This window comes from Bacteroides faecichinchillae JCM 17102, assembly GCF_000614145.1.
In the GTDB taxonomy this organism is placed as follows: domain Bacteria; phylum Bacteroidota; class Bacteroidia; order Bacteroidales; family Bacteroidaceae; genus Bacteroides; species Bacteroides faecichinchillae.
The window spans coordinates 40,581-55,949 of sequence record NZ_BAKK01000030.1 but is presented as its reverse complement, the minus strand read 5'-3'; the positions used below and the strand labels follow the sequence as shown (position 1 = coordinate 55,949).

The following is a 15,369-nucleotide window of genomic DNA, read 5'->3' as shown; positions in this document are numbered from 1 at the left end:
AGTTTATCATTTCAACATAAACTCTTTTCTAACGATGTTCCAGCCTCTAACTACCAAAACCGGATCTTCTACAACATGATCTTTTGATGTCTCAATGGTAATACTTTTACTTTCTCCCGGCAATAAAGAAAAGAAGTTATCCGTATAAAACGAAGGACGGACAGGTTTCTGTTGCTTGTCAAGCAATTGAAGTTGATTGAAAAAAGCGATTGAACCGGATACATTCTTCATCTTTATATCGACATAATAATTGTCAGCATCCTTCCTTATTTTATAAGATGTTTGTAGTTTTGCCTGTTTCAGATTTTTCAGTTCCTCAAAACCCGAAGTTGCAGGTCCTGTCAATGTCTTTTTACCTTTATATTCATCATTTGACCGCCAATAAAAATTAGACGATACTTCTTTTCCTTTGTTATCTAATAGCCTCAACTTAATAAAATGCACCTGAGAAATGTCCATAGGAAAATCAATTACCAATGCGTCGTTTACCACTCCATCCGCAGGAATATCAATCGTAACTGATTTCTCCCATACCTTTTTACTCTGTATATTGTAGATTTGTGTTGTGACAGTATACCCCTTAAAACTCTCATAATAGTCATTTACTACTGAAACTGTATTCTTTAAATAATCAAACTGTGCGTGAAGCGGTTGTAAAGCATTAGCGGTGTGATAAAGCGAGGCAGTGGGTTCCAAAGACCAATCCCACATACGGGCACTTACCTGCCGCATCGAACAATTATGATACCAAAACAATAATCCTGAGCAGAAACGATCTCCATAATCCAATTTATTATAATTCCACACTTCCCAAATGCTCTTTGAATTAATCGCTCCGACAAACTGTCCCTTTTCTGCAAATTCTTCGATAGACGATGAAGTTCCATAATTATTTACCAGATCAGTATACATGGTAGACATCAGATGAAAGCCATTTCCATCCAAATAATCCCAGACCTCTTTATTGATCGGCCATAAATCTTTCTCATCCATCATTTCACGCAATACCTCCACTGTAGGTAATGTAGGCACACCATATTCCGGATTAAAACCATCCACCCGACTTCCCCTGTCAGAAGCTGTATTTTCATAATGTTGCATCGGATTAACTTGTTTATACGGACTACCGTCGTGTACCCCATTACATTCCGATTGCATTTGATATCCACGTGTTCCGTCAAGTTCCATAAGCGATTCATAGATTCCCGTTACTTCAGAACTTTCGTTCGAACATACATAATAAGCAATAGACGGATGATTCCGAATACGCTTCACTGTCGATTCTACATTATTCAAATATGTCTTTTTATCCTGAGGATGTTTGGTGTCTCCTGTCATCCAGAACTCTTGCCAAACCAATAAGCCCAGTTCATCACATAACTGATAGAAATAGTCAGATTCAGCAATACCTCCACCCCAGAAACGAATTAAATTAATTCCTGACTGACGGGTATATCTCAATTCCGCATAAGTACGTTCATCTGACGTGCGTAGCATTGCCTCAGGAATCCAGTTTGTTCCACGAATAAAAATCCTTTTTCCGTTAATATAAAATATGCGTGACTTATCCGGTGTATTTGTATCGGAAGTAATTTCACGAATACCAAATCGTGTTGTGACAGAATCACATACAACTCCTTTCACCGAAACGGTCATTTTTAATTGATATAAGTTCTGCGGTCCTTTATTGACAGGCCACCATAAACGGGGGTTGGACATAATCAACTGTGGAAATTCCTCGGGAGAGAACGTAACTGTTTTCTCTTCTCCACGTAAAATACGCAACGGTTTTTCCACTACAATATTTTCTCCAACAATTTCTCCTCTAACCACACATTTTACAGTGTCCATAGAGTTGGTCGGATTGACAACCTCTACCGATATGGATTCACGAGACACATCGTATCCCGGTTTACTTAGTTCAGACTTTATAAACGGATGTCTTATAGCCAATTTACCCGTAGTATATAAGGAAATACTTTTCCAGATACCCGTATTACGGTCACGAATGCCATCCATGAAAGTAAAGTCCCACCCTACTGTCATCAACATCGTAGTATTAAGGCCGATATTTCCATTCCCCCCATTATGAAACTCACCTACTGCTCCCCAGTTCTTTGGTTTGGCAGATCCAGGCATATCCACAGGGTATACTTTAATAGCTAAAACATTCTTTTGTCCCACCTTTACGAAATCTGTCACATTGATATAGTCATTCGTAAACATACCTTTTATTGTGCTCAATAAATTTCCGTTTACCCAAATCTCTGCTCTATAATTTATCCCTTCCGGCTGAAGCCAAATCGTTCTTTTTGCAAAAGACTCCGGTACATCAAACTCAGTACGAAACCAATAAGTATAAAACTCATGACCCACTTTTGATATATCCGGAATTTTACCGGACTCAATCTTATTGTTCACTCCATAATAAGGCTCCGGATACACTTTGTTATAAACTAAGGAATTCAATACGGTTCCAGGCACAATAGCTGTTATCCAGTCATGAGTATCATACCCCAATGACGAAATCTCGTCAGCGGTCGATTTAACATCACCGGCCTTTATCATTTTCCAACAAAATTCTCCTTGATGAAATTCCTTCGAATCCAGCCAGATTCTGTTCCCATCCCTAGCATCATTACGAATACTATTCCCCCATATAGGAAATGAGACGAACAAGAGTGCAAAAAATAAACTTATTAGCTTCTTCATTATCAATCATTACATCTTTCGATAAGAGAGGAAAAAGGGATCCTACACAGAAGGAGTTTTTCCTCTCTTACTATATCAATACTATTTTATTAATTCTCCGCAGGTTTCACAAAGTAGGTGTAATCTGTCCAGAAATCATCAATCGCATTTTCCTGCGGACTAAAGCAACTTCTGTATTTCACCATATTACCTTCTACATAATCTTCCAGCACAAGAGATTTTTGTGATTTCTCACTCCATGAAACAGTCTGTTCGTTTCCATTCTTATCCACATAAACAACCTCCGTATTTATCATTGTATTATCCCGGATAGCATTCAACGTCACCACCCACTTATTCAGAGTTTTGTCGATATAAACCTGTTTACCACTATACTTGTAGCAACTACGCGGATAAAGATAACTCTCATAGACTTCTCCGTATACTTCCGCTGTGACCTCTGCTGCCAAAGAAGAATTTCCATACTTATCATAAATAACCACCTCAAATACATAAGTTGATTCGTCCAGATCATTAATAATGTATTCAAACTCCTTCTTAGAACGGTCTAAAGTAATCTCTTCCGATTCAGTACGATCTCTCCAGAATATTTTAGCTTTTATTCCCCGAGGATCATTCCGCATTTGCCATGCTAGTTTCACCCGTTCTTTCCCCGAAAAAGCCTTCAACGAATCAGCTTTACCAATATAAACAATTGGGCCGTCTTTTATAAAATCAGCATATGGGGCATCCATCCCGTCGCAACTACACAGAAGTGTTACGATTGCTGCAAATATCGTATATATATAATTTTTTCTCATATCTGTTCTTTTTATAAGTTTCAATGAATTCCGTTTATTCGGCTTCCGTTCCATAGAAAGTCAGCTCATTTATATAGATAAAGCTACTAGCCTCATATTCGCCCCATGAACCATATACACCCCATGTTTCCAATACACGCAAACGAATGTAACGGTAAGCAGCCGTTGTCTCCGGTACTTCAAATTCTTCACCTGCCATGACTTTCTTACGGTCATCCTCTGTTACCGGATCATTCGGACCTCCTCCTGATACTTTCACTGTTTCATAATTATTGATTAGTGTCCAGCTTTCATCAAATGACCCATCCGGATTCGGATTATTACTACCATACATTTCAAATAAATGGATGTGTCCTTTCTGATAAGCCTCCGGATTATTCTGTGTATCACAACGTCCATAATATACGAAACGACTAAATTGATATTTCTTACCTAAATCAATGGTAATATGCCGCGGCATCGTTACATTCTTTGAGTGATACATCGGCAGTCCTACTGTGCGACCATCCCAAATACACTCTATTGCATTCAGTTTCATCGAAGCCCAAGCATGACATTCCCACTCATCACCCGGCAGTTTAGCATTCTTGAACAGGGATTTATCACATTCTATTTCCATAATAGGAACAGTAACAAATGAAATCGTATCAGAAAGATTTCCCCATCGGTCACGCACATAGAAGCCAAATTCCGTTTCAACAGCCTCCTGACCATGAACAGAGAAGTTGCCACTGACAGCTTCAGTATAATGCATATAAAGTTGTTCCCACTTTCCTTCAGTATTCTTTTTAACAATACCAATAGCAACTTTAGCTTTTGTCTCGTTCTCAAATTCAACCTTTACTCCGGAGAAGGTTTTATCATATTTCAGTGTATGACAAATCTCTTGATAAGCCGGAGTTTTTGCGTCGATTTCTACTATAACAGGTTTTGAGGCAACTTCCCCATAACTTACAGAATACAACTTCACCTCATGTTTTCCTCCTTCTTGCATACCTTCCACAACAAGGGAATCTACATAGTAAGAGGCTCTGGCATCTGACTCAACTCCGGGCTTGACATCATAGACAGCACGTACATATTTCAAGTTCGGATCATCGGGAAGTGTATAGTATATAATTGCCCCACCATTCAGGTTCTTAACCTCCCTGACTGTCACTTGCTGAGGAGCAACTTTCTTTCCGGAAGCTTCGTTCAAATCAGCTTCTCCGCAACTTGTCAGAAAAGAAGTGCAAATAACCAGCAAGCCCAATAAATAAGTATATATTTTCGTTCTCATAATTATTTCATTTTATATCGTTTATTCAATTACCAACCATAATTTTGCTTCAAGTTTTTATTCCGCCACAATTCAGCATCCTGTATCGGCCAAAAATAATCACGCACATTGAATGCCCTACTGAAAACGAACGTTTCTTTATAATAATCATCAGCAGAATTATATAATAAATTCCATCCGGTAATCGGTTGATTAAATACTCTCAAAGCTTCTTTCCAGCGACGGAGATCCCAAAAGCGCTGGCTCTCCAATGTCAATTCTATTAATCGTTCATTATGGATAATCTCACGTAAACCTTTTTGGTCTTTAAATTTCATCGGATCACTAGAATAATTGGTCCATGATTCTTCGACTCCTTTCAAACCTGCCGGTTACGTACCTTATCAATCCAAGGCAATACATTTTCATAAGAAGTGTTTATCTCATTCAAAGCTTCTGCATAAAGAAGGTAGAGGCTTGCCATACGAATCACTGGGAATGGATATTTTTCATAAGTTACACTATTCTTTGTAACCACCGTTCCATCATGAGTTAATTTCTTAGGCCAAAATCCCGTAAGATTCCAACTTGGTTCAAACGAATTAGCAGCTGATTCTCCAGCTCGTGCCTTCAAATAATTAGATTTGCTCACATCCTTCGTTCCCTGTCCCATCCAAATACCACGATCAAATCCCAAAGAAGCATAATAACGAGCTTCACGATTCAAATTAAATTTAGCTGTCCACTGATCTTTTGCCATAAAAGCAGCATTGTCAGCACCCACTTTCGCGGCTCCATAACGTTCTTCATATTTCCACTCTTTATCTTCTTCCATAGGAACTCCATTTTTCGTATAAAAGAGTTCCGCAATCCTCAAAGGTACTGCATAATTACCACTAGTACCACTGGTATTATTAACAGTTTCTGAGGTCCACCCACGAGGAATACAATGCCCCTGATAATTAGCGAACCAAGCATTTGAATTTGCCCAGATTATTTCATTATTCCATCTTTCCGCCATAATCTTACGTAAGGCCATAACTTGTTTTGAACCATCTGTCATATTGGTATAATCAAAATATTCCGGTTTATACAAGTCATAGTGCACTCCTACACAAAATTCAATTGCCAAACGGCACGCTTCAGCGGCATCTTCCCACCTCTTCAACTTTTCTGTTTCAGATTTCTGTGGATTAAAAATCTCAATGCCTCTGTTATCAGTGAGCCCGGCATAATCCATATTACCATTGAATAACGGACTAGCCGCAGTTACCATAACTTCTGCTTTTAAAGCATAAGCAACAGCTTTAGAAACCCGCCCTAATTCTTCTGTTTCATTTTCGATTCTGTCAGGTAAGCCCTCACTAGTAATTGCCTCATCGAGTAACTCAACAATATAATCAAAACATTCATCCAACGTATTTCTGTAAACTCTGGCTTCCGAAGAACCTGATTCAATGGGAAGATTTTCCTTGACTAGCGGAATCGGACCATACAGACGTACCAACCAATAATGATAATAAGCTTTTAAGAACTTGACTTCTGCCGTCCATCTATCCTTTTCCACATGAGTCATATCAGGGACTTTTTGAATATTTTCCAGAAAGATATTGCAATCCCGCAATGCCTGATACATATCTTTGGCCTGCTGTTGTCCATTCCAATAATTGAAATAAGGATCACTGGAACGCTGCATACCACGACTTACATACCAGCCAGACTGATAAGAAGCACTTTCACGAAAATAATTAGTAACAACAATTTCGTCACCACCAAACATGGCCGGGTCTTCTTTCGTACCGATTGCCGGTCTGTAAGAATAACAGGTAAAAAGAAATTTCTCTGCTTCAGTACGCATCGTAAATGCATTATCAATTGTAGCAATATTATCAGGTATGATATCCAGATAATTGTTGCAAGAACCCAATGATAAAGATGCTGCTAATAAAAGTATATGTATTTTTTTCATCGCTCTTCTCTAATTAGAAAGTTAAATTCAAACCAATATTATAAATTCTCTGCAACGGATATTTCAAACCGTCACCTGCCTGCTCTACATCCCATTCTTTGAACTTACTAAAACAGAATAAATTATTACCAGTGAAATATACGCGGAGATTTTTCAACCCAGCTTTCTGAATAAGCCGTTGTGGCAATGTGTAACCTATTTCCAATTGTTTCAGACGTAAGAAAGAACCGTCACGCATAAACCATGTACTCTTCTTGGCATTATTTTCAATAGAAGAATCACTCAAACGAGGCCATACCGCATAAATATTACGGTTCGTTTCCGACCAATGATTATCTGCAATAAACTTAGCTAACTGGTTATTTTCACGAGCATCCGTACCAGAATTATCAAAGAAAGGTGAAACTCTGCCATAATCTATCCAGAATGACTCTCTTGCCAACCCTTGAAAGAATACGGAAACATCAAAATTCTTAAATCCGTAAGAAGCACCAAAGCCATATACGATTTCAGGATCTTTCGAATAACCGATAGGTACCATGTCCAACTCTGAAATAACACCGTCACGATTTACATCACGATATTTAATGTCACCGGCTCCATATTCTCCAAATTGTACAGGAGAGTTTCTCACTTCTTCATCATCTACAAACAAACCTTCGGCAATATATCCATATTCTTGAGCAATCGGATTGCCGACCCGGCTTTTCCAAGGTGCTCCCGGATATTCCACTTCTTCATATTCCACATATTGATTGGCAGCATAGGTAAAATTACCACGTAATTGCAACCACGTATCATTCGTAAAATACTTATTATAATCCAAAGACAAATCGACACCATGAGATTTCGCTTTACCTAAGTTTGCATTAGGAGTTTTCCATAATCATTGTGTTCGGAATGTCCGCTCTCGACTGCAAGATGTGGTCACGACTTTCTTTATAATATTCAGCTGTAACATTCAAAGCATCCAAAAATGTCATTTCAACGGCAAAGTTCATTTTCTTAGCCACTTCCCAACCGATAGAGGGATCCGCATAACGATTAATACCTATACCATTTTTCTTATAAGCACCTTCATTATATCCAAAGCTAGCTCCGGTTCCTCCATTATTCATATTGATTTCCGATAAATATAGAAAACGGGCGTTGGAATCACCAATATTGTCATTACCTACCAAACCATAAGAAGCACGCAATTTCAACTTTTGCACATAAGGAAGAAGATTCTTAAAATACTTTTCATTCGAAACCATGTATGCCAAACCTGCCGACGGGAAAAAGCCCCATCTATGATCTTTATCAAAACGTTCCGAACCATTATATCCAAAGTTCCCTTCTACAAAGTAACGACTATCATAAGCGTATGTAAAACGTCCCGATAAACCGACATTACGTTTCGGCAAAGATGTCTGCAAAGAACTGGCATTCGGCTGATGATTGTTACGTAATTGCATTACCAACAACCCACCAACACCATGTTTGCCAAACTCGCGATCATAATTCACTGCCGCTTCCAAATAAGTGTTGGCCGTAATTGTCTTATCTCCTTCATTATAGTCCAGATATTCCGTACCGTCGTTAGGATTTATAATATCAACAGCATATGTGTTATTCATATAATTATATTCACCCAATGCATAGTAGAAAGGTTTATACTGACGAGAAGTCGAATAATAAGACAAACGAGAGGTATTAAACAACGCACGAACTTTCAATCCTTTGGTTATAAAGTCCAGATCCTGATTCAATTCAAACTGCGACTCCAATTTGGCACGTCCTGTTTCTTTGTATCCTTTTACCATTTCAGCATACGGATTAATATATTTTCCATCTCCTGAATTACCAAACATAATATGTTTCACATAAGCATGTTCTTCGTCTTTCGGATAAGTAGCCGGAAACAATACCGGATTACTTTGCATTATTTTGTAATAAAGATCAGAACCACCACTTAAAGGACCATTGTAATCCTCAAAAGCACCATTCATACGCACCATCAATTTAGTCGTCTTTGACAGTTTTATATTGATGTTCGACCTTACTGAATAATTGCGATTCTTAATATTATTATTGAAATTATTTGCTTTATCAACATTCAATATACCATTATCCTGCATAAAAGAACCGGCTACATAATAATTCACCATACTACCACCGCCGCTAATATTCAGATTAACACGTTGATTCATCGTATAATCTTTCAACAGTTCATTACGCCAATCCGTTACAGGATAAATCACGCTCGAATGTCCCGGTACAGTATTATCTATTTTATCTTCCGAGTACATCAACGCATGCAACGGATCACGAGTTAAAATGGCCTCATTATGCAATTTCATATAAGTAATAGGATCAGCCAATTCCAACATTTTCGTAGGAGTAGAAATTGAATTCTCTACCCGAAGATTTAATTTCATAGTTCCGGTTTGTCCTTCTTTGGTTTTCACCAAAATAACACCATTTGCACCACGCGAACCATATAAAGCAGTAGCAGTAGCATCTTTCATGATAGAAAAGCTTTCAATATCATCCGGTTGCAGACGAGACAAGTCTTTCGTGTCTACTTCAATATTATCAATCAATATCAACGGAGATTTTGCATAACCAAACGAAGTCACACCACGAATAAAGAAATTTGAGTCATCAACTCCCGGTTCACCGGTACGCTGATAGGCAATAACACCTGCGACACGTCCTGCCAAAGCATTTGTCAGATTACTGGTAGGAACTTTCAACTCCGCAGGTTTCAATGTTGAAATCGAACCGATAACACTTTCCTTCTTTTGTGTACCGAATGCAACAATCTCAACTTCATCCAGTGATTTAGTATCTTCCAGAAGGATAGCATTCAATGTTTCTCCTTTCACTTTCTTTTCAAGCGTAGCAAAACCTATAAAAGAAAATTCAATCACTGCATCTTCTGTTACATCCGACAGTTTATAGTTACCATTCATGTCACTAATAGTACCTGTATTCTGTCCTTTAAGCCTGATATTAACACCGGGAATTGGAACACCCTCTGCATCCATAACCTGCCCCTGAACGGTTATGGATTTCGTTGTACTTGCATTTTGTCCATAAGTGTTTGTTGTCACAATAGATGCTAACAATAGCACCACAACCATAAGAATTGATTTCTTAGGAAAAGCTGACATACTTTGCAGCCAACTTATCCAAGGCATCCTCCTACCATGTAAAATGTGTCTTTCTTGCATAACTTTTAATTTAATATTAGATAATAATAGTAATTGTTTTCTCTTATATGATAATATACCTATTGAAAACTTTCATCGTGTTGCATCCTCGACAAATATAGAAGGAAGCAAGAGAATAAGATATGCCGAATCTCGCCAATTATATATGAAAATAAACTAATAATGCGGAAAAATACACTTTTGGCGAAATTGAATACATCTGTTTTGCAAAGATCAAACGATTCATTTATATATTTGTGAAGTTTATATTTTAAGCAACACTAACAATGAAAAAGACTATCATATGTATAATCTATATTTTTTGCACGATAACTACTTATGCATATAATCTCAGGCAAATCAGCAGTAGAGACGGATTATCCAACAGCTCTGTAACTTGTCTATTTCAAGATGATAAACGCTTTCTGTGGATAGGGACTTATGACGGACTGAATATGTATAATAGCCGCAAAATACATATTTATAAACCTGACATTAAGAACCAGAATACTCTATCGAGTAATATCATAAAAGACATTATAGAAACAGATAGCATTTATCTCTGGATTAATACCAAATGGGGACTCAACAAGCTTTCCCAACTAACCAACAAGATTGAAGAAACATACGATGAATTCGGCGAAAATTCTCATATGGCAAAAGACAGTCATGATAATTTTTATATTTCCGGTAAACCGGACGTTTTGTCTTTCTACTCCAAAACACAAAAGAAATTTATCAATCTGCCTACTCATCCCGGAATGGTACATGACAATGTTTCTAACCTTATTATCGATTCACATGACACGATCTGGATTCATAATCAAGGAAAATTGGAGAAATATACCCTATCTTTCAATCAGAAAGAAGTACCTCAGCTAATCCGGCACAAGGACTTTAATTATCCTTATTCTATCCGTACTTCATTTTATAGTGAAGAAAAAATTATCATTGTTGATAACAGAGGTAACATTTCTTATATTGACTCCACCGGGACTCACTTCATAACGAATCCAGGCACATTAATCAATGAAAACGGGAAAATAGGTTCTATTATATTTGATAACAAAGACCTTCTGATAGGATTCAAGACAAATGGTCTGATACGCCTCAATGCTTCATGCAATTACAAAGTAGAATGGCTGGAAATTGATTGCGGCGTATTCTCTTTATACAAAGATACTCAACAGGATATTGTGTGGATTGGAACTGACGGGCAAGGAGTATATGCCTGGACTAAAGATGAATACACTTATAACAATATCACTCTTAACCAGTTACCTGTTTCCAAAAAACGTCCGATTCGTGCTATCTATACTGATTCGCAAAATACATTATGGTTGGGTACTAAGGAAAACGGTATTATCAAGATTAAAGACTATGATCAAACTGCAATTAACTATACAGCAACTAATGTCAAGCACCTCACAACTAAAGATGGATTAACCAATAATGCAATATTCGCCTTTACTCCCGGAAGTTCCTCACCAATCTTATGGATCGGTTCCGATGGCCCTGAACTAAATTATTATTCCTATAAAGATGACAGAATACACACATTAAAAAATCCTACTCGTGTACGAATTCAGGGAGTACACTCCATTCTTGAAAAGGGAGACTCTTTGCTATGGGTAGGATCAGGAAGTAGTTTGTTAAAAATTGCCATTCAATCTCACAATAATGATGTTAGTATAAAAAATATCCGTCCTTATCATTTCCATATCCCCAATAAGGTGCAATACAACCAGATATATTCCATATGTGCCGAGAATGATTCAATCCTATGGATAGGTATGCGTGGTAATGGCCTCATCAGGCTGAACACAATTACAGAGAACTATCGCCTCATCAATTTTACCGAAAAAGACGGAATTGTTCCTATGAACGATATTCTATGTATCCATCAAGATAGAAACCATCAATTCTGGCTAGGTACCAGTTATGGACTGACAAAGATTACTATACTACCCGATGGAGAAATCGAATATAAAAATTATAGTGAAAATGAAGGGCTACCTAATAATACCATACATGGAATTTTAGAGGATGATTTAGGCAATTTATGGCTTAGTAGCAATACCGGCATTATTCTTTTTAATCCATACCAAAACACCTTTCAGAATTTAAATCATAAAACAGGACTGAAAACAATTGAATTTAGCGATAATGCTTATTATTGGGATCCTACTAAAAAAAGATGTTTTTTCGGGGGAGTAGACGGACTTGTTTGGATTAAAAACAATCCTAAAGAGAAAAAAAGATTCTTACCGGAGATTTATTTTACTCAACTACGAATATTCAATCAGGAATATAACATTTCCGAATTTGTTGAGGAGAGAAAAGATGAAAAAACAATTGTTCTTAATCACCATCAAAACTTCTTTGCCGTCTCATTTGTGGCAGTCGATTATATTAATGGAGAAAACAGCCAATATTCATATAAGCTGGAGAACTTCAATAATGTATGGATGGATACCCGGTCACATGAAGCACAATTTACTAATATTCCTCCCGGGCATTATATTCTAAAAGTAAAATACAATGATGGTATCAACAATAGCCATCAACTAGCCAAAAGTATCCATATTTTTGTACGTCCTCCCTGGTATCAAACGATCTATGCTTATATTTTTTATTCATTGATCATTATCGGCTGTATTTTAGGTATCATCCGATATATTAGGTGGAAATATGAACAACGAAAAAATAAGATCACCCAGAAACTTGATGCCAAATATAAGGAAGAGATGTATGAAGAGAAACTTCGTTTCTTTACCAATATCACTCATGAGTTTTGTACCCCATTAACTCTTATTTATGGTCCATGCGAACGGATTCTGAACTATAAGCACACCGATTCGTTTATTAACAAATATATACAAATTATAAAGTCAAACTCTGAACGACTAAATAGCCTTATCCAGGAAGTGATTGATTTCCGACGTATGGAAACAGGTAATCAGATATGCCATATTCAGAAATTAGACATAAGTGTACTTTCTAACGAAATTATCGATTCATTCAGCGAGTTAGCGGAACAAAACAATATTTTTCTTCAAACAGAAGTTGAACGCGAGCTGATTTGGAATAGTGACAATAATTGTTTTAGTAAAGTATTAAACAATCTGATTTCCAATGCTTTTAAATATACACCTAAAAAAGGGGTAATTCGCATCTCTGTAAGGCAAATCGATTCAAATCTGCAAATCAAAGTATATAATACAGGAAAAGGTATTTGTCAAGAAAGCATTCCTCTTATATTTAACCGTTATATTGTACTCGATAACATTAAAGAAAACAGTATCAAAGGCCTTTCATCACGAAATGGCCTTGGACTGGCTATCTGTCAAAGTATGGTGAAGCTATTGCAAGGAGAAATTCATATTGAAAGTGAGGTAGACAAATATGCAGAATTTATTGTAACATTGCCTCTTTTAGAAGTAAGTCCTTCTACTTCTGAAAAGGAAGAAGAAAAAAATAACATCGAGGCTGATCACATACAATCTTATTCATTAAAAAAGTCAAAGCAACCAATGACTCTTTCTGAAGATAATAAGTCTTCTTCAACTTCAGCCACTATTTTAGTTATTGAGGACAATAAAGAACTATTGTGGATGTTGAAGGATATTCTTTCTGATGAATATAGGGTATTAACAGCCGCAAATGGTGAAGAGGGACTAAACTTACTAAAACAACAAACACCGGAGTTAATCATCACAGATATTATGATGCCCAAAGTGGACGGTATCACCTTAACCAAACTACTGAAAGGAAATAAACACACACTACATATTCCTTTAGTAATTCTATCTGCCAAGAACACAACAGATGAAAAAATAGAAGGAATAGAATGTGGTGCTGATGCTTATATCCCTAAACCATTCAATTCTCAATACCTGAAGACAGTAGTCCGCCATTTAATAAAAAAGCAAAAAGAAATGGAAGAATACTACAACTCATCCGCTAGCATCTTTGAGTTCAGTGGTGGACAATTGATTCAGAAAGAGGATAAGGAGTTTCTACAAACAGCTATTCAGATGATCGAAAAAAACATAGATGATGCTTCGTTTGGTCCGGATGAATTGGCAACAGCTTTACAAACCAGTAGCCGAAATTTATATCGCAAATTCAAAGCTTTGGATCAGCTACCTCCGAAAGATTTTATTAAAGAACAGAGGATTAGCCACGCGGCCAAACTGTTGCTGACTACCCAATTAACCATTCAAGAGATTATGTATAAAACTGCTTTTCTCAATCGTTCGCATTTTTATAAGGAGTTTGCCAAAAGATATAACCAAACACCTAAAGAATACAGAGACAGCAATAAACAAAAAGATAATTCTTTAAATTAGAAAATACCCCTTAAAAGTGTATCAATACTAAAATCTTCTATCATTTCGCTTTGGCATTCTGAATCTGTATCGCTTAGGAAAAGTAATACTATTCGATAATGACGAATAGAAGTATCCGGTCATCCTGAGCTTGTCGAAGGCTCTCTTCTTGTACTAATAAAGAAAAGATTCTTCCTCCTTTCAGTCGGCTGAATAACAGTGACAATCATTTCGTCATTAGTAATGAAGTGAAAAATGGCAGAATGACAGGCTTGTCAGACTATTGAAGTGCACTTACTTTTGCTTGTCAATGAAATGGATAGTACTTTCATACGCCTTTAATCAATGTCCGAATCTTGATGTCAGAATTACTTATGACAGAGTAAATGTCGTTGCGAAAACGTACCTATTTTAGATAGTATGTGAACCGCATTTTGATTCTTCATTACTTCACTATTCTTCTCAACGCAGTATTTATATGTACAATTACTTGGAACAGAGAGACTACAGTTATCTCTACCAGAACCTTTGATGTTTCCCAATGTACACTCGAGTACATCCAATAGCCTAGCTCCCTTATCCATATAATTGAAAGCATTCAAAAGGGTGTCGTTATACACAGGTTATAGCAACACTAAACTACAACTATACTAACGCTATGACGATAAGATAGCGTCACTATATTTACACAACAACCATTGTAACACATTATTTCAATTTCAAACATTCATTTATAACTACATTCACTTCATTGAAAAAATGACAAAAAGCGATATTTACTATCATTCCTAAAAGCATAAATTACGCAGACTTGAAGCATATTATAAACCTAAAAAAAAGAAATTTAAAGTTTAAACACTTCAATAACCATCTGATTATATGCTTATTATAAATTTAGTCATACTATAATCTGTGTCATTGCCACTCTTGTTCAAAACGACAAAATGACAAAAATGACATATGATACTTTAAAAAACAACATAAAAGATAAAAACAAGATATAATTATAAGAATATTCCTAACATTAATTTCATATACACCCTAATACTATACAATATAATTACTTAATTAAAAAACATTCAAAAATCACACCATAAAATAG

General features: G+C 36.6%; 4 protein-coding genes and 2 pseudogenes. 1 reads left to right on the top strand and 5 read right to left on the bottom strand.

What is annotated here, in order from left to right:
- Positions 1-6 precede the first annotated feature (6 nt).
- From JCM17102_RS14600 to JCM17102_RS27800, 5 genes and pseudogenes are all read right to left on the bottom strand, one after another.
- A complete protein-coding gene (locus tag JCM17102_RS14600) occupies positions 7-2,712 on the bottom strand; it encodes a glycoside hydrolase family 2 (RefSeq protein ID WP_025075685.1) in 2,706 nt (901 codons plus the stop codon).
- A gap of 89 nt (positions 2,713-2,801) precedes the next feature.
- Positions 2,802-3,512, bottom strand: a complete 711-nt coding sequence (locus JCM17102_RS14595; protein WP_025075684.1) for a DUF4998 domain-containing protein — start codon at positions 3,510-3,512, stop codon at positions 2,802-2,804.
- A 34-nt stretch (positions 3,513-3,546) separates the two neighbouring features.
- Complete coding sequence (locus JCM17102_RS14590; protein ID WP_025075683.1) at positions 3,547-4,791, bottom strand: DUF5000 domain-containing lipoprotein; 1,245 nt, start codon at positions 4,789-4,791, stop codon at positions 3,547-3,549.
- A 29-nt stretch (positions 4,792-4,820) separates the two neighbouring features.
- Positions 4,821-6,466 (bottom strand): annotated as a pseudogene (locus JCM17102_RS27805) (RagB/SusD family nutrient uptake outer membrane protein).
- Positions 6,467-6,752: 286 nt separating this feature from the next.
- Positions 6,753-9,897: pseudogene (locus JCM17102_RS27800) on the bottom strand (SusC/RagA family TonB-linked outer membrane protein).
- A 326-nt stretch (positions 9,898-10,223) separates the two neighbouring features.
- On the opposite strand from JCM17102_RS27800, the gene JCM17102_RS14575 reads away from it, so the two are divergent.
- Positions 10,224-14,288 (top strand): hybrid sensor histidine kinase/response regulator transcription factor, encoded by a 4,065-nt coding sequence (locus JCM17102_RS14575; protein WP_025075682.1) that lies wholly within the window; start codon positions 10,224-10,226, stop codon positions 14,286-14,288.
- The last annotated feature ends 1,081 nt before the right edge of the window (positions 14,289-15,369 follow it).